At 38.1% G+C, this 22,536-nt stretch carries 26 protein-coding genes; 23 read left to right on the forward strand and 3 right to left on the reverse strand.

What is annotated here, in order from left to right; translation table 11 throughout:
• The first annotated feature begins 492 nt into the window (after positions 1 to 492).
• The 4 genes from K6D58_RS04280 to K6D58_RS04295 all read left to right on the forward strand — a co-directional run bounded on the left by K6D58_RS04280 (position 493) and on the right by K6D58_RS04295 (position 4,729).
• Positions 493 to 2,460 (forward strand): diguanylate cyclase, encoded by a 1,968-nt coding sequence (locus K6D58_RS04280; RefSeq protein ID WP_296827982.1) that lies wholly within the window; start codon positions 493 to 495, stop codon positions 2,458 to 2,460.
• A gap of 5 nt (positions 2,461 to 2,465) precedes the next feature.
• Positions 2,466 to 3,185, forward strand: a complete 720-nt coding sequence (locus K6D58_RS04285) for a tRNA threonylcarbamoyladenosine dehydratase (RefSeq protein ID WP_486389753.1) — start codon at positions 2,466 to 2,468, stop codon at positions 3,183 to 3,185.
• 277 nt (positions 3,186 to 3,462) lie between these two features.
• Positions 3,463 to 4,308 (forward strand): DUF3737 family protein, encoded by an 846-nt coding sequence (locus tag K6D58_RS04290; RefSeq protein WP_296827985.1) that lies wholly within the window; start codon positions 3,463 to 3,465, stop codon positions 4,306 to 4,308.
• A gap of 10 nt (positions 4,309 to 4,318) precedes the next feature.
• Positions 4,319 to 4,729 (forward strand): hypothetical protein, encoded by a 411-nt coding sequence (locus K6D58_RS04295; protein ID WP_296827987.1) that lies wholly within the window; start codon positions 4,319 to 4,321, stop codon positions 4,727 to 4,729.
• Positions 4,730 to 4,831: 102 nt separating this feature from the next.
• Here the strand turns inward: K6D58_RS04295 and sfsA are convergent, their stop codons facing one another.
• Positions 4,832 to 5,533, reverse strand: a complete 702-nt coding sequence (sfsA, locus tag K6D58_RS04300) for a DNA/RNA nuclease SfsA (protein WP_296827990.1) — start codon at positions 5,531 to 5,533, stop codon at positions 4,832 to 4,834.
• A 151-nt stretch (positions 5,534 to 5,684) separates the two neighbouring features.
• Between sfsA and K6D58_RS04305 the strand changes: the two genes are divergently transcribed.
• The 18 genes from K6D58_RS04305 to K6D58_RS04390 all read left to right on the forward strand — a co-directional run bounded on the left by K6D58_RS04305 (position 5,685) and on the right by K6D58_RS04390 (position 21,509).
• Entirely contained in the window at positions 5,685 to 6,005 is a 321-nt protein-coding gene (locus K6D58_RS04305; RefSeq protein ID WP_296827992.1) for a rhodanese-like domain-containing protein, read from the forward strand.
• A 312-nt stretch (positions 6,006 to 6,317) separates the two neighbouring features.
• Positions 6,318 to 7,232, forward strand: coding sequence for a class I SAM-dependent methyltransferase (locus K6D58_RS04310; protein WP_296827995.1), 915 nt, complete (start codon positions 6,318 to 6,320; stop codon positions 7,230 to 7,232).
• Positions 7,233 to 7,243: 11 nt separating this feature from the next.
• Positions 7,244 to 8,404 (forward strand): trans-sulfuration enzyme family protein, encoded by a 1,161-nt coding sequence (locus K6D58_RS04315; protein ID WP_296827997.1) that lies wholly within the window; start codon positions 7,244 to 7,246, stop codon positions 8,402 to 8,404.
• Positions 8,401 to 9,324, forward strand: coding sequence for a PLP-dependent cysteine synthase family protein (locus tag K6D58_RS04320; RefSeq protein ID WP_296827999.1), 924 nt, complete (start codon positions 8,401 to 8,403; stop codon positions 9,322 to 9,324). Before K6D58_RS04315 ends, K6D58_RS04320 begins: the two co-directional genes overlap by 4 nt.
• A gap of 381 nt (positions 9,325 to 9,705) precedes the next feature.
• Positions 9,706 to 10,464, forward strand: coding sequence for a MetQ/NlpA family ABC transporter substrate-binding protein (locus tag K6D58_RS04325; RefSeq protein WP_296828002.1), 759 nt, complete (start codon positions 9,706 to 9,708; stop codon positions 10,462 to 10,464).
• A 14-nt stretch (positions 10,465 to 10,478) separates the two neighbouring features.
• Positions 10,479 to 11,486 (forward strand): methionine ABC transporter ATP-binding protein, encoded by a 1,008-nt coding sequence (locus K6D58_RS04330; protein WP_296828004.1) that lies wholly within the window; start codon positions 10,479 to 10,481, stop codon positions 11,484 to 11,486.
• A 1-nt stretch (position 11,487) separates the two neighbouring features.
• Positions 11,488 to 12,150, forward strand: a complete 663-nt coding sequence (locus tag K6D58_RS04335) for a methionine ABC transporter permease (protein ID WP_296828007.1) — start codon at positions 11,488 to 11,490, stop codon at positions 12,148 to 12,150.
• Between the two features lie 15 nt (positions 12,151 to 12,165).
• Complete coding sequence (locus tag K6D58_RS04340) at positions 12,166 to 12,714, forward strand: 2-oxoacid:acceptor oxidoreductase family protein (RefSeq protein ID WP_296828010.1); 549 nt, start codon at positions 12,166 to 12,168, stop codon at positions 12,712 to 12,714.
• Positions 12,711 to 13,001: a 4Fe-4S binding protein gene (locus K6D58_RS04345; protein WP_296828013.1), complete on the forward strand. Its 291-nt coding sequence runs from the start codon at positions 12,711 to 12,713 to the stop codon at positions 12,999 to 13,001. The genes K6D58_RS04340 and K6D58_RS04345 overlap by 4 nt, the downstream gene beginning before the upstream one ends.
• Positions 13,001 to 14,182, forward strand: a complete 1,182-nt coding sequence (locus K6D58_RS04350) for a transketolase C-terminal domain-containing protein (protein WP_296828015.1) — start codon at positions 13,001 to 13,003, stop codon at positions 14,180 to 14,182. The genes K6D58_RS04345 and K6D58_RS04350 overlap by 1 nt, the downstream gene beginning before the upstream one ends.
• A gap of 3 nt (positions 14,183 to 14,185) precedes the next feature.
• Complete coding sequence (locus K6D58_RS04355) at positions 14,186 to 15,079, forward strand: thiamine pyrophosphate-dependent enzyme (RefSeq protein ID WP_296828017.1); 894 nt, start codon at positions 14,186 to 14,188, stop codon at positions 15,077 to 15,079.
• 284 nt (positions 15,080 to 15,363) lie between these two features.
• Positions 15,364 to 16,701, forward strand: coding sequence for a phenylacetate--CoA ligase family protein (locus K6D58_RS04360; RefSeq protein WP_296828019.1), 1,338 nt, complete (start codon positions 15,364 to 15,366; stop codon positions 16,699 to 16,701).
• Positions 16,702 to 16,724: 23 nt separating this feature from the next.
• The gene (locus tag K6D58_RS04365) at positions 16,725 to 17,549 is read left to right on the forward strand and encodes a transporter substrate-binding domain-containing protein (RefSeq protein WP_296828022.1); all 825 of its coding nucleotides are present in this window, start codon (positions 16,725 to 16,727) and stop codon (positions 17,547 to 17,549) included.
• Positions 17,550 to 17,628: 79 nt separating this feature from the next.
• Positions 17,629 to 18,324 carry an amino acid ABC transporter permease gene (locus tag K6D58_RS04370; protein WP_296828025.1) on the forward strand — a complete coding sequence of 232 codons (696 nt, stop codon included), beginning with the start codon at positions 17,629 to 17,631 and terminating at the stop codon, positions 18,322 to 18,324.
• On the forward strand, positions 18,321 to 19,034 hold the full coding sequence (locus K6D58_RS04375; protein ID WP_296828027.1) for an amino acid ABC transporter permease: 714 nt from the start codon (positions 18,321 to 18,323) through the stop codon (positions 19,032 to 19,034). The genes K6D58_RS04370 and K6D58_RS04375 overlap by 4 nt, the downstream gene beginning before the upstream one ends.
• 9 nt (positions 19,035 to 19,043) lie before the next feature.
• Positions 19,044 to 19,808, forward strand: a complete 765-nt coding sequence (locus tag K6D58_RS04380; protein ID WP_296828029.1) for an amino acid ABC transporter ATP-binding protein — start codon at positions 19,044 to 19,046, stop codon at positions 19,806 to 19,808.
• 21 nt (positions 19,809 to 19,829) lie between these two features.
• Positions 19,830 to 20,330: an L-2-amino-thiazoline-4-carboxylic acid hydrolase gene (locus K6D58_RS04385; protein ID WP_296828032.1), complete on the forward strand. Its 501-nt coding sequence runs from the start codon at positions 19,830 to 19,832 to the stop codon at positions 20,328 to 20,330.
• Positions 20,331 to 20,351: 21 nt separating this feature from the next.
• Positions 20,352 to 21,509: a pyridoxal phosphate-dependent aminotransferase gene (locus tag K6D58_RS04390; RefSeq protein ID WP_296828034.1), complete on the forward strand. Its 1,158-nt coding sequence runs from the start codon at positions 20,352 to 20,354 to the stop codon at positions 21,507 to 21,509.
• On the opposite strand, the gene K6D58_RS04395 is transcribed toward K6D58_RS04390, so the two are convergent.
• Together K6D58_RS04395 and K6D58_RS04400 are read right to left on the reverse strand one after the other, a co-directional pair.
• Positions 21,463 to 21,672, reverse strand: coding sequence for a hypothetical protein (locus K6D58_RS04395; RefSeq protein WP_296828035.1), 210 nt, complete (start codon positions 21,670 to 21,672; stop codon positions 21,463 to 21,465). The genes K6D58_RS04390 and K6D58_RS04395 overlap by 47 nt on opposite strands.
• Positions 21,673 to 21,717: 45 nt before the next feature.
• A complete protein-coding gene (locus K6D58_RS04400) occupies positions 21,718 to 22,113 on the reverse strand; it encodes a ferritin family protein (protein ID WP_296828037.1) in 396 nt (131 codons plus the stop codon).
• A 91-nt stretch (positions 22,114 to 22,204) separates the two neighbouring features.
• Here K6D58_RS04400 and K6D58_RS04405 point away from each other — a divergent pair.
• A partial coding sequence (locus K6D58_RS04405) for an LbetaH domain-containing protein (RefSeq protein ID WP_486389752.1) occupies positions 22,205 to 22,536 on the forward strand: 332 nt, incomplete at its 3' end.

Below are 22,536 nucleotides of genomic sequence, written 5' to 3' on the forward strand. Positions count from 1 at the left end.
GTCTTTTTGTTATCAAAAGTGTTACCTCCTTGTCAGGGGCTTTTATATAAGGGCTAGTGTGTTATCAAAACTGTTACACTGTATCTGCGGTTTTACCTGTATGAATTTTTATACATAATAAGGAAAAAGAGGGTAAATTCAGCCTGTAAAAGAGGGTATGTTATCAAAAGTGTTACCTGTAAAAAAGGGCTTCAATCTTAAGTTTTTGCCTGTTGTGTTATCAAGACTGTTACCTTAATAGAGAAATAGGGTGGTAAATATTATTTAATTTTTTCAATATTGAGTGTATTTTATAGAAAAAAATTATTAAAAATAAACAAAATTCTTGTAACTGAAAAAAATTATGCTATCATTTATAGTATAGGAATTTTTATATTGAAAACACCCACTTGTCTGGATGAACATTTAAAAGTCTTATTTAAGACTTTTTACTCTGCGTATTTAGTAAATTTCTCGGATGCCTGTATTATTCCAATCTCGGTAAATGATGGAATGTCGGATTATACTTTTTCTAAACTTGGAACCAACGACTATAATAAGATTAATCTTTTCTTTGCTGAACATTTTATTTCTCAGGTTGATAAGGAAGATTACATAAAAAATCTTTGCTTTGAAAATGTTAAGGAAAAGGTTCTTACAAAAGGAGAATTCTCCTATAGATTTCAGCGAATAAATCTTCAGAACAGAATAGAAGATCTTGAAGCTACGGCCCTTCAATATGATGAAAATAACTTTGTAATTTTATTCAGAAATGTAAAGAGAAGGGTTGATAACATAGAAGCGTCAGTCTTTAGGGTTATTTATGAAACCCTTGGAGGCGGAATCTTTTATTTTGATTTGACACCTGGAGGTAAGGTTAAACGCTGTTTATGGAGTGCCGCCTTCAGGAGACTGCTGGATTATTCAGGGGAAGAAGATTTTTCTAATGAATTAGGAACTTTTCTTAAGTGTATATACGTAGAAGACCGCATTCCATTCATTCAGGAATTAAAAAGAAAACTTAAATCTAAAAATACAGTATTTGATTTTAAATTCAGGGCTTTTACAAAAAGCAATGTAGTCCACTGGTTTAGAATTGCCGGTGTTACAACCTTTGCAATAGACGGAAGTGCAGAACGCTTTTTTGGTTCCCTGGTAGATATTGATTTTGAAGTTAAAAATAGAAAAGAAATTGAACGAATCCGTGATGAGCACGCCAAAGACTTCTTTATTATGGATGCTATTTCTGGTGTTTATAATTCAATGCATCTTGTTGATCTTAAAGAAGATTTTGTAATTGAATACAGTTCCAGCGATTCAATCAGAAGCTGGGTTAAATATAATAACAAAGCCTATGATCAGATGAAGGATGCAATGAGTCATCTTATTGCAGAAGAATATATTGACGGTGTGCTTGCCTTTACTGATTTTAAAACCCTGCCTGTAAGAATGAAGGGGAAAAAATATATTGCCCATGAGATGCTGTCAATAAACAAAATTTGGATGCGGGCAGCCTTTATTCTTGTAGAAAAAAATGAAAATGAAGAACCGGTAAAGGTGCTTTTTACAACTCAGAAGATTCAGGATGAAAAAGAAAAGGAAAGAACCCTTATTCTTAAATCCAATACAGACGAACTTACCGGATTTTTTAACAGGCGTGCCTTTGTGGAAGATACTGAAAAGTTTAAAAACGGCATGCCGTCTGATGTAGATTTAACTGTTGTAATGATGGATTTGAACGGCCTTAAATATGTAAATGATACTTATGGACACGATACAGGAGACAAGTATCTTAAAGCAGCAGCCCGCTGTATGAAGGAAACTTTTGGTCCATATGGCCATCTTTACAGAATAGGTGGAGATGAATTTTTTGCAATTCTTTTTGCTGATGAAAAACTTCTTGAAACAATAAAGAAGGATTTTGAAGAAAAGTGTTTTAAAAGAACAGTGAATGAAAATGTAAAGGTTTCTGTTTCCTGTGGTTTTGCAACCTGCAGGGAATTTCCGGATTATTCATTTAAGCAGCTGCTTCAGACTGCAGACGAACGCATGTACCGCGCAAAATCTGATTATTATGCTAAACACGGAACAGATAAGCGGGAACTTCAGGAAGCTTTTGATGTGCTTTGCGGAACTTACGTTAACATATACAGAATTAACCTTACAAGTAATACTTATACAGTAATAAATGCGAGTTCATGCCTGACTCAGGATGTAGGTGAATATAAGGGCTTTTACGAAAGAATGAATTTTGTTGCAGACAGTGACCATGTTCATCCGGAAGATAAAGAAGCCTTTAGGAAAAAGATTAGTCCTGAACATTTAGATTCATTTTTTAAAGACAAAAAGAGAACATTCTGTCATTATTATAGAGGAAAAATTAAGGACAGATATGTTCGTTTTAGTGTAGAAATTGTTCCTGCAAAGGAATATTCTCCGGATGATCAGATTTGCTTCCTTTATGTAAAGGAAATTGAATAGAAATGCTGGATCAGTTTTCTAGAACTCGTCTTATTTTTGGTGATGACAGCCTTAAAAAGCTGCAGTCATGTCGTGTAATTGTTTTTGGTGTAGGAGGGGTAGGCAGTTATACTGTAGAAGCTCTTGTTCGTTCCGGTATTGGAGCCATTGATCTTGTAGATAACGATGAGTATTCCCTTACTAATCTTAACCGTCAGCTTTATGCCCTTCATTCAACAATAGGAAGGTCAAAGGTAGAAGTTGCGGCAGAAAGAATAAAGGATATAAATCCTGACTGCAGGGTAGAGGTTCACAAAACTTTTTTTACTCCGGAGACATCTTCTTTATTTGATTTTAGTCTTTATGACTATGTTGTAGACTGCATTGATACTGTAAGCGGAAAGGTTGAACTTGTGGTAAAGGCTCAGGCAGCCGGTGTTCCCGTAATAAGTTCCATGGGGGCGGGTAATAAAGTTGATCCCCTTCAGTTTAAAGTTGCAGATATTTATAAAACTTCCGTATGTCCTTTAGCCAGGGCAATGCGGAATCAGCTTAAGGCCAGAAGAGTAAAGCATCTTAAGTGCGTTTATTCAACAGAAAGTGCCCTTAAAATAAAGGTGGAAGAAGATTCAGAAATGAAGGGCAGGGGAGTGGCTCCTGGAAGCAATGCCTTTGTTCCTTCAGTTTGTGGATTAATAATAGCAGGTGAAGTAATTAAAGATCTTACTCATTTTGAGGCTATTTAAAAAAGATTGTCCGGCAGGAATTTTGATGTGCCTTGTTTTCCTGCCGGACTTTTTTTTATTTTAAAGCAGGGGGGCCAGCAGCTTGTTCCAGCAACCTGCCTTCAGCCTGCCTTATTGAAGCTTCCTTGATTGCAGGGTAGGGCAGGGGAGGGGAGACCGATAATCCGATAAAAATAATTGAGAAAAAGTAAAATAAATTGTATACAATTTGAATTATTTAAGGTATATTGTCAGTGTTGATTGCTTGCCTTTTATAGTTTATTTTAATGAGGTGTATATGATTTACGAAAATAATACTTACGATGAAGAAAGGGCTCTTTACGGACTTAAAGATGTTCAGGTAAAAAACTGTCGCTTTGACGGTCCTGCAGATGGTGAATCAGCTCTTAAGGAAACAAAAAATATAGAAGTCTCTGACTGTTTTATGAATCTCCGCTATCCTTTCTGGCATGTAACAAATGGAAAGATTTACGGCTGCCAGCTTACGGAAAACTGCCGTGCTGCCCTCTGGTATGACAAAAATATTCACATAGAAAACTGTCAGCTTAACGGAATTAAGGCCCTTCGTGAGTGTGAAGATATTACCCTTAAAAACAGCAGCGTTAATTCACCTGAATTTATATGGAAGGTAAAGGGGCTTAACATAGAAAACGTAAAAATCCTTGGCTCTGAATATCCTTTCTTTGAAGTTAAGGACGCAAAAATCAAAAATCTGGAAATGAAAGGAAAGTATTCTTTTCAGTATGACGAAAATATAGAAATCTCTGACAGCAATTTTGATACAAAGGACGCTTTCTGGCATTCTAAGAATATGGTAATCCGGGATTCAGTTATTAAGGGTGAATATCTTGCCTGGTATTCAGAAAACCTTAAATTCATTAACTGCCGCATTATCGGAACCCAGCCTTTCTGTTACTGCAAAAATCTTGTTCTGGAAAACTGCACTATGGAAAACTGCGACCTTGCTTTTGAAAATTCTACGGTAAATGCTACTGTTAATGGAAAAATTGACAGTGTAAAAAATCCACTTTCCGGAAAAATTACCGCTGATGAAATTGGAGAGATTATCCGGGATGAGCATCTTAAAGCCGGTGCTGACTGTATTATAGAAATTTCAAAATAAGGAGCTGTCCATGGACAATTATGCCGTAGCAAATGCAATGACTACTGTAAATCAGCTAATTCCTCTTGTAGAAGAAGCCGAGGCTCAGTTTAAAAGTGCCCGCAACTGGAGTTTTCTGGATATCTTTGGCGGTGGTTTTATTATAGACCTGATTAAGCACCATAAGCTGGGTAAAGCCAGTCAGTATATGAACGAAGTAGACCGCCTGCTTCATGTGCTTGCAAGTCAGCTGGGGCAGATTAATATTCCTGATGATTACAGAATGCAGATGAATGGTTTTGTTACTTTTGCAGATTTTATGTTTGACGGAATATTTGTAGACGCATATATGACTCATAAAATAATGAGCAGTCTTGAGCAAGTCCGCCAGCTTAAGGATAAGCTTTACATTTTACGTGAAAGACTTTTTTCAATGAGATGATTCTGTCTTGCTTAAGGGCAGTTTTTGGCAGGGCAGGGCAGGGGATGAATGAAGGGCCTGGTTTTTATACCGGGTTCTTTTTTTATAAGCGAAGATTGTTTTTTACACCCGGACTTCTATCTGGCCCTGAGCAATTAAAGTATCCGGCTTTACCTGGCACTCTACCGCTATTACCTGAAGGCCGGCTTCTTTTGCCTGGTGAAGGGCATCTGCAAATTCCGGATGGGTGTCCCGGTTTGGGGTAAAGTATTTGCATCCCTTCATCTGTACAATAATAAGAATCATGCATTCATAACTGCCTGCTTTATGAAGGGCAGTTAATTCCTTTACATGCTTAAGACCCCTTAGGGTAGGGGCATCCGGGAACATGGCAATTCCGTCTTTTTCTAAAGTACAGCCTTTAACTTCTATAAGTTTTTTGTGCAGCCTTCCGTCTTTGTCCTTATATTCAGCATAAAAATCAAAACGGGAATCTCCCAGGGTATATTCAGATTTAAGAAGCTGGAGCTGGTAAAAATAATCCTTATTTTCTTTAATCCATTCAGCAGCAACTTTATTGGGAGCCTGGCTGTCCATGTTTATAAGCAGCTTTCCCTTTTCTACGGCTATAAGGTCGTATTTTGTTTTTCTTAAAGGATTGCAACTTTCTTCTATATATATAGTAGATTCCGGGAGAAGAAGCTCCTTACAGCGGCCGGTATTTTTAACATGTACAGTTTCTTTTTTGCCATTTAAGAGGACATGGGCTATAAATCGATTTGGTCTTTCTACAAAAATTGCTTTTTTTACTAAAGAATACTGCATGAAGTATTGTAACATTTTTTATATTAGTTTAAAACCATAATACTTGTTTTATAATGTAAGTAAGTCTATATGCAATTAGTGTTTTAAGCTTTATACACATTGCTGCCTTTTAAGAGGACAGAAACTTTTACATAAAAGAGGTTTTAAAAAAGTGAGTATTCATACATTTGTTTCAATGAAAGAAGGGGTAAAGATGATGTCAGAGGACAAGGACTTTGTTCTTCTGGATGTCCGCCGCCCTGATGAATTTGCAAAGGGGCATATCCCTGGAGCTGTACTTTTAACAAATGAAACAATGACAGAAGAAAAGGCCGCAGCTGTAATAAAAAATAAGGATCAGAAAATATACGTTTACTGTTATGCAGGCCGCCGCAGTAAAATTGCCCTGCAGAAGTTAGATGAATACGGGTATACAAATATTATAGAAATCGGTGGAATTACAGATTATACCGGGGAACTTGAGGTTTCTTAAAAATGCAAAGCTGTCTGGCTAAGGTCGGACAGCTTTTTTTTTGCGGAATTTAATAAAGGGGATTTTTTAGTTAATACCGGTAGTTGACATATTTTATTTTTAATATTATATTCCCTATAGGTTTTATAGGAAATATAATATTAATATGACTTTAATTTATACAATTTATTCAGTTTCAGTTTTCTCACTTTCCTGCTGTAAATCATGTATCACTTATCAGGCAGGGTGCAGGTAATTATTTATTATCTATTTGTATTCTGCCGGTTCATTTTGGGCCGGTTTTTTTATTTTTAAATGTGTAAGGAGGTAAAAATGGTTGAACATCAGGAAAGTATAACTGCCAAGCTTTGTTCTTTTGCAAGGGCTTTTCATTCAAACTTTTGCAGGGAAAAAATCTTTGACGATTATCTTTCTTTTGATTTGATGGGTAAGGAAGAATATGAAGAGATGGGGCAGCTTATAGAAAATAACTTTGATCTTTCTAGAGTAAAGGAAGACAGATGGTTTTGTCATAAGAATATAAGGCAGTCTCTTTATAAATATATTCTGCCTATTCCTCTGTCGAGAATTTGTTTTGCAGAAAATGAGCTGGAATCTTTTGTTAAGGAAAACAGCTGTAAAAAATTACAGTATGTAATTTGTGGAGCCGGAATGGATTCTTTTGCCTTTAGGAATGAGTATGAAAATCTTCATGTTTTTGAAGTGGATCATCCTGATTCCCAGAGATACAAGAGGGTAAGGATAAAAAAGCTGGAGTGGAAAATTCCTGACAGCCTTACATTTATTCCTATGGATTTTTCAAGGGACAGGCTGGAAGAAAAATTACTTCAGGGTGGTTTTAATCAGGAGCTTTTGTCCTTTGTGGCAATACCAGGGGTTTCTTATTATCTGCCCCTTAAGGTTTTTGCAGAAACTATAGGAATCTTTTCCGGTCTTTTAAAATCCGGCAGCAGGCTGGTTTTTGATTTTCCTGATGAAACAACTTTTCCTTTAGGACTGGAATCGGAATCAAGAGTAAAGGAACTTGCCCGCATTACGGCAAAACTTGGGGAACCAATGCTTCACGGTTATTCAATTCAAGAAATTGAAGAAGCTTTAAGCAGGCATGGTTTTAAGATAAAAAAGCATCAGGCACCGGATGTAATTCAGAAAGTTTATTTTTCTGAAAGAAGTGACGGGCTTAAGGCTTATGAAAACGTACATTTTATTGTAGCAGAAAAAATATAGAGGAGATTTTTATGAGTAAAAAAAATTACAGAAGTATTGAATCGGCTTTGATTCATGGTGGAATTTATGGAGATGAGACAACAGGGGCTGTAAATGTTCCGATTTATCAGACATCTACTTATGAGCAGCAGGGTATCGGCCAAAACAAGGGCTGGGAATATTCAAGAACAGGTAATCCTACCCGTGCAGCTCTTGAAGCTTTGATTGCAGAACTTGAAGGTGGAACAAATGGTTTTGCTTTTGCTTCCGGAATGGCTGCCCTTACTGCAGTAATTTCTTTATTTAAAAGCGGAGACAGAATCATAATCTCCAGCAATGTTTATGGTGGAACTTTCCGCGTGCTGGATAAGATTTTTAAGAACTTCGGCATCAGCTATTCAATTGAAGATACAACAAATCTTGATGAACTTGATAAAAAAATTCTTCCTGATGTAAAGGCTATTCTTGTAGAAAGTCCTGCCAATCCTCTTTTAACTGTTACTGATCTTAAGGGAGTTGCAGACATTGCAAAAAAGCATGGCATTCTTTCTATTGTAGATAACACTTTTATGACTCCATATCTTCAGCGTCCTATTGAAAGTGGAATCGATATTGTTGTTCACAGTGCTACTAAATATCTTGGAGGTCACAGTGATCTTGTAGCAGGTCTTGCAGTTGTACATGACAAAGAACTGGCAGACAGACTTGCCTTTATTCAAAATGCTACAGGTGGAGTTCTTGGTCCTTTTGATTCATTCCTTTTAATCAGGGGAATTAAAACTCTTGGTGTTCGTCTTGACCGCCATACAAATAATGCCCTTAAGATTGCCCGCTGGCTTGAAAAAAATTCAGCAGTAAAAAAAGTTTACTATCCTGGACTTGATAGTGCACAGGGGTATGAAATTAATAAGAGACAGGCTAAGAATGGTGGAGCCATGATTTCTTTTGAACTTAAAGAAGAATATGACTACAAAAAATTCTTTTCTTCTCTTGGGCTGATTGCTCTTGCAGAAAGTCTTGGTGGTGTAGAAAGTCTTGCCTGCCATCCTGCTTCCATGACTCATGCTTCGATTCCCCGTGAAATAAGGGAAAAGGTTGGAATTACTGACGGACTGATTCGTCTTTCTATCGGTATAGAAAATGCAGATGATCTGATTGCTGATTTACAGCAGGCTATAGGAGCAGCAAAATGAATTATTATGATTCCATGCAGGAGCTTGTAGGAAATACACCTCTTGTAAAACTTTCTGATTCTGAGATTCCTGAGGGAATAAATATTTTTGCAAAGCTGGAACTTTATAATCCTTCCGGAAGTGTTAAAGACAGAACCGGTCGTTATATGGTTGAGGATGCAGAAAGAAAGGGTCTGCTTAAAAAAGGCGGAACTATTGTAGAAGGCACAGCAGGAAATACCGGGCTGGGAATTGCATTTGCCGCACTTAAAAAAGGATACAGGGTTATTTTTGTTGTACCTCTTAAATTCAGCCAGGAAAAACAGACTTTAATGAAGGCTCTTGGTGCTGAGATTATAAACACTCCAAGGGAAGAGGGAATGCTGGGAGCTGCAAAAAAGGCAGAAGAGATTCGTTCAGCGATAGACGGTGCCCTGTCTCTTGAACAGTTTGTTAATCAGGCAAATCCTTTAGCTCATTACGAAACTACGGGCCCTGAAATTTACAGGGATCTGGATGGTAAAATTGATTACTTTGTAGCCGGAGCCGGAAGTGGTGGAACCTATACAGGAATTGTCCGCTATCTTAAAGAAAAAAATGCCCGGATAAAGGGAGTGCTTGCAGATCCTGAAGGGTCAACTATGGGTGGTGGAAGTCATGGTGACTATAATATAGAAGGAATCGGTAATGATTTTATTCCTAAAACCATGGACATGGCTCTTGTAGATAAAGTTATAAAAATAACTGACAGTGATGCTTTTGGCGGATCCAGATATCTTGCCCGTCATGAGGGTATCTTTGCAGGAAGTTCCAGCGGGGCTGCTTTTGCTGCTGCAAAAAAACTTGCTTATGAACTTGCTGAAAAAAAAGAAAAGGCAAATATTGTTGTTGTTTTTCCGGACAGGGGAGACAGGTATTTTAGTAAAAACCTGTATGAATAAATTTTATTTTTACCTATATTTCCTATTTACATTATAGGAAATATAGGTTATATTTAATCATCTTATATGGAGGTACAGGAATGATTATATTTTTTGAGAAACTTGTCAGAGAAAATTTCCGCAATGGTGTCATGTGCTGTTGGTGCTGTACCTCTTCTGTCGGCACATTATAATCCTGCAATTTAAATTCATTTAACAGTTTTATTTCCTCACTTTACAAAAACATTGGGATTATTGTTTTTAGAGGAATTTTGTCTGTACCTTTTTGTGGGGTCTTAAAAGGTGCAGTTATTCTTATTTTATTTTTTATTTTTATTAAGGAGTTTATCCATGAAATAGATTTTAGGTTTTGGTTTAGTTTTGTCTGCTGTTGCTGCATTAATGGTTTCCTGCAAAAAGGAAGATGGTCTTAAAGTTGGTGTATGCGCTGGTCCTTACGGGGATATGTTTGTAGAAGCAATTCAGCCTCAGCTTGAGAAAAAGGGTTACAAGGTTAAGATTATTGAGTTCTCTGATTATGTTCAGCCTAACAATGCTCTTGCAGAAAAAGACATTGATGTAAATATGTTCCAGCATTCAACATATCTTAAGAAATTTTCTACTGACCATAAACTGGATCTTACTTACCTGACAGAAATTCCAACTGCTGCAATGGGAATCTTCTCTGATAAATATAAGTCAGTAGACAAGCTTCCTGATGGAGCAGTAATTGCAATTCCTAATGATGATACAAACCTTAGCCGTGCCCTCAGGGTTCTTGCACAGACTGGTGTGGTAAAAATCAATCCTTCTGCTGATCCTTCAAAGGCAACTGTAAAGGACCTTTCTGAAAATCCAAAGCATTTTACCTTTAAGGAAGTTAGTGCAGAAATTCTTCCAAATGTTCTGGACAGTGTAGGAGCTGCAATTATTAACGGTAACTATGCAATCGGTGCAGGTTTAAGACTTACAGATGCTATTTACAATGAAGAGCTTCTGCCTGGTTACTTTAATGTTATCGCAGTACGTACTGAAGATAAGGAAAAGGATTTTGCAAAAGAGATTTATTCAATTGTTCACTCTGATGAATTCAGAAAGGTAATTGAAGATCCGGAAAAACAGTATGCAGCATTTGGAAAACCTGCTGCTTATCTTGAATAAAAATGGAGGTATCCATGATTAGTTTTAAAAATGTAGATGTAACTTTCAAGGAACGCAGACAGACAGTTCATGCTGTAAAAAATGCTTCTTTTGATATCGAAGATGGAGATATTTTTGGAATTGTAGGTGGCAGTGGTGCCGGCAAAAGTACTCTGCTCAGAACGATAAATCAGCTTCAGAAAATTACTGATGGTGATGTAATTGTTAACGGAGTTGCAGTTAAGGCTCTTAAGCATAAGGCACTTCATGAACTTCGTAAAAGCATTGGAATGATTTTTCAGCATTTTAACCTTGCAGAGAGCAAGACTGTTTATGAGAACATTGCCTTTTCTCTTGAGGATGCCGGCTGGAAAAAAGAGGACATAGAAAAACGTGTTGATGAACTTCTGGACTTTGTAAAGATTAGTGATAAAAAATTTGTTTATCCTGCAAAGCTTTCCGGCGGTCAGAAACAGCGTGTTGCAATTGCAAGGGCTCTTGCTAACAATACCAGGATTCTTCTTTGTGATGAACCTACATCTGCTCTTGATGCAGAAACCACTGCATCAGTTTTAAAGCTGATCAAGGATGTTAACGAAAAGCTTGGTGTAACTGTAGTAATCATCACTCATGAACTGGATGTTGTTAAATCAATCTGCAATAAAGTTGTAGTAATGAAAAACGGCGAAGTTGTAGAAAAGGGTGATGTTTACGAAGTTTTCACCAGTCCTAAGAATGATTTTACAAAGGAACTTTTAGAGCATGAACAGAACTTTAAGGTTCCTGAAGAAATCTGGAATAGTACAAACGGGGACATAATCAAGCTTGTTTATAAGGGAGACTCTGCTACAGAAAGTATTCTTTCTGAAATTACAGCAAGGAATAATGTCAGGTTCAATATTCTTCATGGAAAAATTGAATATATCAGTTCAAAACCTCTGGGAATTCTCTTTGTGAATTTCTCCGGTGATGCGGCAAATATTGAGACTGTAAAGCTTGAGCTTGCTTCAAGAATTTTCCGCTTAGAGAAGGTGGTGGCTTAATATGATTGAAAGTATTGTAAGTATTCGCGGTGAAGTAGTTATCGCATTGTATGAGACATTTTATATGGTAGCGATTGCCCTTGCTACGGCAGTTGTTTTTGGAACAATCTTAGGACTTATTCTTTATGTTACTTCTAATCCCATGTTCGTAAAGAATACACCGCTGAACAGGGTGATTGGTGTAATACTGAATATTATCCGTTCAGTACCATTTTTGATTTTAATGGTACTTCTTCTGCCACTTTCCAAACTTGTTGTTGGAACAAAGATTGGTTCAGAAGCAGTTGTTGTTCCTTTATCCATTGCTTCTACTGCATTTCTTGCCCGTCTTGCAGAGGCAAGTTTTTCTGATGTAAGTAATGGTGTTGTAGAGGCATTTTTGTCTACTGGTGCAAGTAAGTTTAAGATTATTCTTAAGATACTTTTGCCGGAAGCCCTGCCTTCTCTTGTTAAAAATATTACTGTAACTGCAATTTCCATACTTGGATTTTCTGCAATGGCTGGTCTTGTAGGTGGCGGTGGACTTGGTGACTTTGCCTACCGTTACGGATATCAGCGTTACCGCAGTGAAATTCTTATGGTCTGTGTAGTTATCCTTATTGTTCTGGTTCAGTTAATTCAGACTTTAGGTGATCTTCTTGTAAGCAAAATAAGCCGCCGCTAGTTTCTGGAGGGCAAAGTGATTGAAGTATTATGGCATGGTCGGGGAGGTCAGGGAGCATTTACTGCTGCCAAACTCCTGGGGGCAGCCTATTCAGTAAAAAGCAGGGAAAGTCATGCTCTGGCTTTTCCTTCTTTTGGACCTGAACGCAGGGGTGCTCCAATTCTGGCATTTACAAAGCTGAGTGATTCTTCCATTGGTGACAGAAGTCAGATAAAAAAAGCTGATTTTGTAGTTTTTCTGGATGATACTTTATTTTCTTCAAAGGCTTTTGATGAAATTAAGGCTGATGGAAAAATCTTTATAAACACCAGGAAGGATTTTTCTGGAGACAATAATTACAGTCAGGAAGAATTGTCCCACATTGTTACAATTGATGGTGACAGTCTTGCTCAGAAAATTCTTTCCATGCCTGTAACAAATACTGTAATGCTTTCACTTCTTGCCCGGGTAAGCGGCCTTGTTTCTAAAGAGCAGATTCAGAAGGCAATAGAATTGTATATGCCGGCAAAACTGGTGGCAAAAAATACCGCATTAGTTGATGCTGTTTTTGGAGGTGAGGAATGAAACCTTCTTTAAGAACATTAAATCCTGTGTCTTATGATCAGATACCGGAAGCTACCTGTTATGAAGCAGGATTTCTTGTAACAAAAAATGCCGGCTGGAGAAATGTCCGCCCTGTTATCGATATAGAAAAATGCAGGGGATGTCTCCAGTGCTATCTCTATTGTCCTGATGGAGTAATTTTTAAAAAGGACGGAAAGGTTGCCCTTGATTATGACTTTTGTAAGGGTTGTGGAATCTGTAAAAAAATCTGCAGGTTTGATGCTATTACTATGGAGGCAGAAAAATAATGGCAGAAAAATTTCTTTCAGGGGATGAAGCTTTTGCATACGGAATCAGGCTTACCCGTCCGGATGTAATTTCTGCTTATCCTATTACGCCTCAAACTGTTGTTGTAGAAAAGCTTTCTGAATTTGTAGAAGACGGAAGCCTTAACAGTGATTTTATTCACGTTGAATCAGAACATTCGGCCTTGTCCTGTGCTATTGGTGTAAGTGCTGCAGGTTCAAGAGCCTTTACAGCTACTTCTTCTCAGGGACTTTTATACATGGCTGAGTGTCTGGTTTATGCCAGCGGAGGCAGGTTCCCTATTGTAATGATGAATGCCTGCCGCTCAACAGCTCTTCCATGGAATATTTATGGGGACCAGAGGGATTCCCTTGCCTTACTGGATTCAGGCTGGATTCAGTCTTATGCAGCTGATGGTCAGGAAGCTTTAGATATGGCCCTTATGAGTTATTACATAGCTGAGCACAAAAAAGTTCAGACTCCATTTATGGTTAACCTGGACGGCTTTGTTCTTACTCATACTTATGAAGTTGTAGATGTTCCTGAACAGAAGGAGGCTGATGAATTTTTACCTCCTTTTACAACTGATAATAAATTTGATTTTACTCATCCAAAAAATATGGCTTTTTCTGCAGGTCCGGATACCAATACTTACTTTAAGGTAAAGGAACACCTTGGAATGCTTAATGTAAGGGAAGTTGTTAAGGAAGCGGAAGAAAAATTTGAAAAGATTTTTGGAAGAAGCTATACAGGACTTACAGAAAGTTACAGGGCAGAAGATGCTGATTTTGTAATTGTCACATTAGGTTCCATAAGCGGTCTTGTTCGTCAGGCTGTTGATGACTTAAGGCAGGAAGGCTTTAAGGCAGGTCTTGTAAGAATAAGATACATGAGGCCATTCCCTTCTGAAGAAATAGCGGCTGCCCTTGATGGTAAAAAAGCTGCTGCTGTTCTGGAAAAGGATATTTCTTTTGGTTCAGAGGGAACTGTTTATACAAATGTAAACTCAGCTTTAAAGAAATATAATGCAGACCTTGCTGTAAAGAATTATATAGGCGGGCTTGGCGGTAAGGATATCAGCCTTGAAGAAGTAAAGAATATTTTTATTCAGCTTAAAAAAGTTGCAGAGGGAGAAAAGACTCCTGATGTTTCTTTTATTGGCGTAACAGAAAAAGGGGTGTAAACCGTGATAACAGCAAAGACTCTTAATGAAGAAGAATATTTTTATGGTCACAAAGCCTGTGCCGGTTGTGGCGGAAGTTTAGCTGTAAGAATTGCACTGAAGGTTCTTGGAGAAAAAACTGTGGCTGTACTTCCTGCAGGTTGTATGAGTGCAGTAGGTTTTAATTATCCTCAGCTTTGTTTTTCTAACAATGCCATAATCTCTACTTTTGCAGGTACTGCAAGCATGATGACAGGTATTCATGCAGGTTTAAGGGCAAAGGGAATTAATGATGTTCAGGTTGTAGGTTTTGCCGGTGATGGTGGAACTGCTGACATAGGCATTCAGGCTTTATCCGGAGCAATTGACCGTAATGATGACGTACTTTATATCTGTTATGACAACGAAGCTTACATGAATACAGGTATTCAGAAAAGTTCCCTTACTCCTTTTGGAGCCAGGACAACAACTACTCCTGCGGGAAAAAATATTCGTGGAAATATTCGCCCTAAGAAAAATGTTTTTGAAATTATAGCAGCCCATGACATTCCTTATGCAGCTACTGCTACTGTAGGCTATCTTCAGGATTTCATTAACAAAGTAGAAAAAGCTTCTAAAATTCATGGAACAAGATTCATTCATGTTATAGCACCCTGTCCTACAGGCTGGGGTGTAAAAACTGATCAGACTATAGACCTGGCAAAAGAAATTGTTGATACAGGCTTATGGTATCTTGCTGAATATGAAAATGGTGAATTTACCCTTAATCATAAACCTGAGGAATTTTCTTCTGTGGAAGACTATCTTAAAAGGCAGACCAGATTCCGTCATTTGACGGACGATGATATAAAGCTGATTGCAGAGGGTCGTGATAAAAAGTGGGCTTATATACTTAATAACTGGAAGCTGAAAAAATAATTTTAAAAGTTATTGACAACAAAGTGAGAAAAAGTATATAAAGTAAATACCTATTAAAACCATAGGAAAACTAATTTATAAATGCATTCGGAGGTAGAGAAATGGCTTTGTATTTTGAAAAACTCGTCAGAGCAAATTTTCGATTTGGACGAATGCGTGTCTGTTGCTGACTCACCTTTATTTTTAATTTTTGAAGATTCATTAAACTAATTTTTTTCACAGCAGAATTCAGTCTGGAATATTTATTTAAAGACTGTGGGGAGCTGTGTTTCTGGAGGATAATTATGTCAACAGCAGATGGAAAATACTGGAATAAAGAAATAGAAACTATGCCAAGAGAAGAGCTTGAAGCTCAGCAGCTTAGGGATTTAAAGGAGATCGTACAGTTTGCTTACGACCATGCTCCTTATTACAAGCGTTCATTTGATGAAGCTGGAGTAAAGCCTTCTGACATTAAGACTTTAAAGGATATTCAGAAGTTCCCATTTATTAACAAAAAGACCCAGCGCGATACTCAGGGAGTAGGTTCATTCCTTGGAGAGCTTGCAGCTGTTCCTGAAGAAGATGTTGTTTTTGTTTCTACATCTTCTGGTTCAACAGGTGTACCAACAATGTCACCTTTTACAAAACAGGATTTTGATGAATTCCAGGATACAGAAAGCCGCTGGTTCTATCAGATCGGAATGAGAAAGAATGACCGTTATGTTCATGCCCTCAACTTTTCTTTGTATGTTGGAGGACCGGATGTAATCGGTGCTCAGAATCTTGGTGCCCTTTGTATCTGGGGAGGAACACTTCCAAGTGAACGCCTTCTTTTTATCCTTAAGACATACCAGCCAACTGTTATCTGGACAAGTCCAAGTTATGCATGGCAGCTGGGAGAAAAGGCAATAAAGGCCGGTTATGATCCTAAAAAAGACTTCAGCATTAAAAAGATAATTGTTGCCGGAGAAGCCGGTGGTTCAATTGATTCTACCCGTAAGGCAATCGAAGACCTGTGGGGTGCAGAAGTATTTGACTTTTATGGTCTGTCAGATATTTTTGGTGCATGTGCTGCTATGTGTGAAGCAAAAGACGGACTTCATATTGCAGAAAACCATATTCTTGTAGAGACAAGGGATATTCATACAGGAGAGATTTTACCACCTGGAGAAACTGGTGAACTTGTATTTACTACTTTGAGAAAGCATGCCCGCCCTCTTATTCGCTTTAGAACAGGAGATATCGGCCGCATTGATTACACACCTTGTAAGTGTGGAAGAACTCACGGTCGTATTCATATTCAGGGACGTCTTGATGATATGTTTATCGTAAGTGCGGTAAATGTTTTCCCTAGTGATATTGAAGCAGTTATTCATGAACTTAAAGAAGTTACTGGTGAATATCTGATTCGTATTTTTGAAAAAGATTTTACTTGCAAATATGCAGTAGAAGTAGAAAAGGCAGCCGGAAATACAGAGACAGACGAGGCTCTTGCAGAAAAAGTTTCTGCTGCTCTTAAAGCCCGCATTGGTGTAAAACCGGCAAGAGTTGTAGTTCATCCTGATGGAGGTCTTAACACCAGGTCTGAACATAAGTCAAAGCGTGTAATTGATGAAAGACACATTGATTACAGTATTTAATTCTTTTTACAAGGAGAATGATTATGACAAAGATTACAGGTATTAAAATTACAGCAGTGGCAGTATCCCTTATGGCTTTATTTCTTTCATGTAGCAAAAGTGAAAAGAATTCAAAGACAGTAGAAATTATTCTTGAATCCCAGAATGCTCCATATACTTACGAAGATGAAAATGGAAATCCTGCAGGATACGAATACGAAGTTCTTAAGGCAATTGAAAAGAAACTTCCAGGCTGGAAATTCAATTATCAGGTTCTTGATTATGAAACAGCCCTTGCAGGTGTAAGGACAGGAAAATATGACCTGGATGCAGGATGCAAATTCAGAACACCAGCAAGAGAAAAAGCTTTTCTTGTTTCTGCACCTTACAACTACTTCTTTATGAACCTTGTTGTTAAGGCAAACAGTGGAATTAAGAATCTTGAAGATATGAACGGTAAAGCTGTTTCTTCCATCGTGGCAACTGACGGACGTGCTGTTGCATTACAGGACTGGATTGCCCTTCATAAGGATGTAAAGCTTGAGTTTAAACCACTGGCTTCTTCCGGATCAATGGCAGATGAAATTGCCAGCGTAGAAGACGGAGTTTTTGATGCAGCTTACCTTTCTGCTGAACAGGCAAATGCAATCCTTAAGGAAGCAAAGTATACAGACCTTAAAATTACAGAAAGGGTAGACGGTCGTGACACGGTTTTCCTTATTAACAAAGACAGAAAGGAATTCCAGCAGGCAATTAACAAGGCTCTTGAAGAACTGACTGCAGATGGAACCCTTGGACAGCTTACAGTTAAATACTTTGGCGAAGACAACTTTGAAGTTGCAAAGAGAATCGGATTAAAGAAAGACTGATTTTTAGTTTCCTCAAGTCCGTTCTTCTTTGAAAAAGGGAGGACGGACTTTTTTTATAAGTATTTTAGGAGGAAAATTTATGTGGCGCGGGCATGAACTTTTTATTACGTCTTTTCCTTCTCTGGCAGAATTTATTCCGGTAACAATTTTTTACCTGATTGTTCCAACTATAATTTCCTGGATTATCGGGACATTAATCTGCATTGTTCGTACAGGCAAAAAGAACATTCTTTATTATGCTGTGTCCCTTTTTGTTTCTTTTTTTAGGGGAACTCCGGGACTTGTGCAGCTGTATATTGTCTTTTTTGGTCTGCCGGAATTATTTGCCATTTTTGGTGTAAATATTAATGCCTGGGATGCAGGATTTTTTTACGTTGTTGCAACTACGGCAAATTTTTCTTCATTTGTTTCTGAAGTATTAAGGGGAGCTTATCAGGCAATTGATAAAGATCAGATTGATGCCGGTTATTCAATTGGTTACAGCAGATTTGAGTGTTTTTTTAAGGTCACGGTTCCTTTGACTGTAAAAATTGCCCTGCCTAATCTTAAGAATCTTGAAATTGATCTTCTTAAGGGGAGTGCAGTTGCTTACGTAATTGGTCTTGTAGATATTATGGGAAGGGCCAGCAAGATTATTTCCGTTCACAGGGGATATGGTCAGATATGGGTATTACTTGCAGCAGCAGTAATCTATTTTTTACTTACTACTTTGATTGAGTACATCTTTAACAGGGCTACCCGTCATTTTAGTAAATATGAGGTGGCTGTTAAATGAATCTTGATTACGCTTTTATGTTTTCTATTATTCCTGTGGTGGCAAAAGCATTACCTGTGACTTTAGGCCTTACTTTTTTGTCACTGTTTTTTGCTCTGCTTCTTGCTCTGCTGTCCGGAATAATTCTTATAAGAAAGGTTTTTATCCTTAATAAAGTGGTTCTTTTTTTTAATACATTTTTAAAGGGAGTGCCTCTTCTTGTACAGCTGCTCTTTTGCTATTACGCAATTCCATATCTTATGGAAATGGCAGATGGTTTTATGGGCTGGCATTATGACCCAAGAAATCCTTCTTATTTTGCTTTTGCAGTTGTGGCATTTTCATTCAACTACGGAGCATATATCACTGATCTTCTTCTTTCTTCCTATAGAGCTGTAGGGAGGGGACAGCTGGAGGCTTCTTACGCTGTGGGAATGACATCCTGGCAGGGAATGATTCATATTGTAGTTCCACAGGCCTTTGCAATTTCTTTACCGGGACTGGGTAATTATTTTATGTGGCTCTTAAAGGCAACAAGCCTTGCTTCTGTTGTAAATGTTTTTGAAATGCTTTCTGTAGCCAAGGCATCTACTGCAGAAAACTATGCAATCCTTGAAGGTTATCTTGTAGCCGCAGGTATTTACTGGATTGTCTGTATTGCTGCAGAAAAAATAATTAAAAAAAGCAGCAGAGAGATGAACCGTTATCAGAAAAAGGTTCTTGCAGCCTGAGGAGGGCAGATGGGATATGTACTTGAAACAAAAGATATAAGAAAAACTATAGAAGGAAAAACAATTCTTGATGGAGTAAGTCTTTCTGTAAAAGAAGGTGAAGTTCTTGTAATCCTTGGACCTTCCGGCTCAGGAAAAACTACTTTTTTAAGAACATTAAATTTTTTAAACCCGGCAGACGGAGGAACTATAAGTATTGACGGAGTGACGGTTGATGCTGCTTCTTATTCCGGAAAGGATGTTCTTAAGTTAAGAAGAAAGACCGGTATGGTTTTTCAGAATTATAATCTCTTTCAGAACAGAACTGTGCTGCAGAATATAACTGACGGCATGACTGTAGTTCAGAAAATTAAAAAAGATGTGGCAAAAGAAAAGGCCCTTAAACTTCTTGAGAAAGTGAATCTTCTGGATAAGGCTGATTCCTATCCATGTCAGTTATCCGGCGGACAGCAACAGAGGGTAGGGATATGCCGGGCTTTAGCACTGGAACCAAAGGTAATTCTTTTTGATGAACCTACTTCTGCCCTGGACCCTGAACTTGTAGGAGGTGTTCTTGCAACTATGCGTGATGTAGCAGCAAGCGGAATAACAATGATTGTTGTTACCCACGAAATAAGATTTGCAAAGGATGTGGCAGACACAGTTGTCTATATGGAAGACGGAAAGATTGTAGAGTCAGGTAGTCCTAAGGAAGTTCTTGATAAGCCTGAAGACCAGAGGACCATACGCTTTTTAAGAAGCCTGCTGAATGATTATTCAGAATACTATATTTAGTTTATGTGTAAGGAGAATACTATGGCATTTGAAAACAACAAACCTACTATTAGAAATTACGGTGTTGACGGAATGAGGGAAATCAGCCAGAGAAGGGCAGCAACTATTGCAAACATGGTAGACAGTGCAAAAAGTCACGGCCTTGATGAAGGCTTTGCCAGGGAAGCAATAGGAAAGTATGGAAGGGACAATGCAGAAGGAATGCGTTCTTCCATGAAAAATCCTGATGACTTTAAAGAGTTTGCTTCTTTGTTTGGCAGTGACCACAACAGGGATATTTATGAAATGGAAACTGTAGAAAAAACAGATGACAAGCTGGAGATTCATTTTCATTACTGTCCTTATGTGGAAGAATGGAAAAAGCAGGGCAGAAGTCCTGAAGAAATCGCCAGACTCTGTGATATAACAATGGAAGGTGACCATGAGTTTGCAAAAGCTTTTCCATGTTTAAGTTTTAAGCTTGACGGAACTATTGCAGATGGTAAAAATGTATGCCGTCTTTTATTTACAAGAAAAAAATGATTAAAAAACAGGAGGCCTTTAATGCCTGAACTTTCCAGCAGAACATCGGTGTTTACAGACAGTGTTATCCGTCGCATGACCAGGATTTCAAATCAATATGGAGCCGTAAATCTTTCTCAGGGATTCCCTGATTTTGAACCTCCTGCAGAAATCTTAAAGAGACTTGCAGAAGTAACTAAAGAAGATTTTCATCAATATGCCATAACCTGGGGTGCACAGAATTTTAGGGAAGCACTTGCAGAAAAAATTTATCACTTTTCGGGAGTAAAAGCAGACCCTAACGGGGAACTTGTTGTTACCTGCGGCAGTACAGAAGCCATGATGGCAGCAATGATGAGCGTAACAAATCCTGGTGACAAGGTAATTGTATTTTCTCCTTTTTACGAAAATTATGGAGCTGACACAATTTTAAGCGGTGCAGATCCGATTTACGTTCCTCTTCTTCCTCCGGAATTTTCTTTTGACCCTGAAGTTCTGGAAGATGCATTCAGGCAGAAGGTTAAGGCAATTATTGTCTGCAATCCATCTAATCCATGTGGTAAGGTTTTTACAAAAGAAGAACTTCTGATTATTGCAGACCTTGCTAAAAAATATGATGCCTTTGTAATCACTGATGAAGTTTACGAACACATTCTTTATAAACCAAATGTGCATACATATATGGCAGCATTACCAGGGATGAAGGATAGAACCATAACCTGTAATTCACTTTCAAAGACCTATTCAATTACAGGATGGAGGCTTGGATATACTCAGGCTAATCCGGAAATTACTGAGCGCATAAAGAAAGTTCATGACTTTTTAACGGTAGGAGCTGCTGCCCCATTACAGGAAGCAGCTGTTGCCGGATTAAAGTTTGGTGATGATTATTACAAACAGCTGCAGGAAAAATACACTGCAAAGCGTAATCTCTTTCTTAAGGGCCTGGATGATATTGGTCTTATTCACACTGAACCTCAGGGTGCTTATTATGTCCTAATCGATATAAGTGAATTTGGTTATGAATCAGATCTGGAATTTGCAGAAGACCTGGCCCGCAAGGTTGGAGTAGGGGCTGTTCCTGGTTCAAGCTTTTTTAAGGAAAAAGAAAACAGGTATGTAAGGCTTCACTTTGCAAAAAAGGAAGAAACCCTTAATCAGGCACTTGAGCGTCTGTCTCAGATCCGTAAGATTTTTTAGAAGTCTCTTCATGTTCTTTTGCAGTTTTTTCTATAAGTTCTTCAAAGCCCTTTAAAGCTGCAAAAGGCATAAAGATTTTAGCCCGGTCTTTTAAGGGCATTTTTTCCCTAAGGGAAGGCTGGGGCCATTGGGTGTTTATAATGTCATCATAACGACTACTCATGCTTTATGTTATCCCTTCTTTTTATAAATCCAAACTTTTCATAATCTACTCTTTATTTAATAATCCGTTCACCGTATCCCCGTGACGTTTTTCGTCATTTTTTACGCTTTCAACTTCCGGGAACTTTTCGGCTACCGGTTCATAAGTTTTTACGGCAGCATATTCACCCTGTGCAATTGCGGGATATAAAATCCATCTTGGGAAGATGCGGTAGAGTAGGGGAAGGAGAATTTCTTTTGTGTGCTTTGGAGTAAGTTCTGTTTGAGTCAGCTTATGAAAAACTGATGCATGGTGGCCTTCTTCCTTTGCAAGTTGACGGAAGGTGTCTTTGTCCTTCTGGATTTTTGCATCTTCGGCCAGAGCATTATACATGAGAACGGTATCCAGTTCTCCCTGCTGGGCTTTGAGCAGGACATTCATATCTTTTTTGCTGATTTCCATAACATTTCCTTTGCGGGCATTTTAGCATTAATCGGGGATTTATACAGTGCTTTGGGGGGCTTTTCTGTTATAATTGAATTGAGGTTTCAGAATGAAAGACGGCAAGATACCAAACCCAATGACAATTCATCCTATAGCTGGTTATGACAAAGAGATTTATGTAAAACCCACTCTTAAGAATCCAAACATTATCGTTGGTGATTTTACTTATATTGCAGATTCCGATTTTGAAAGTCATGTGACTCATATTTATGAATGGAACGGTGACAAGCTGATTATCGGAAAGTTTTGTCAGATTGCAGCGGGTGTGGAATTCGTTATGAATGGAGCGAATCATCAGATGAATGCAGTTTCAACTTTTCCTTTCTACACGCTGGAGGGCTGGGACATGGATGCCCCGTTGAAAAAAGATTTGCCGCTCAA

This window comes from Treponema sp., from assembly GCF_024696245.1.
Lineage (GTDB): Bacteria > Spirochaetota > Spirochaetia > Treponematales > Treponemataceae > Treponema_D.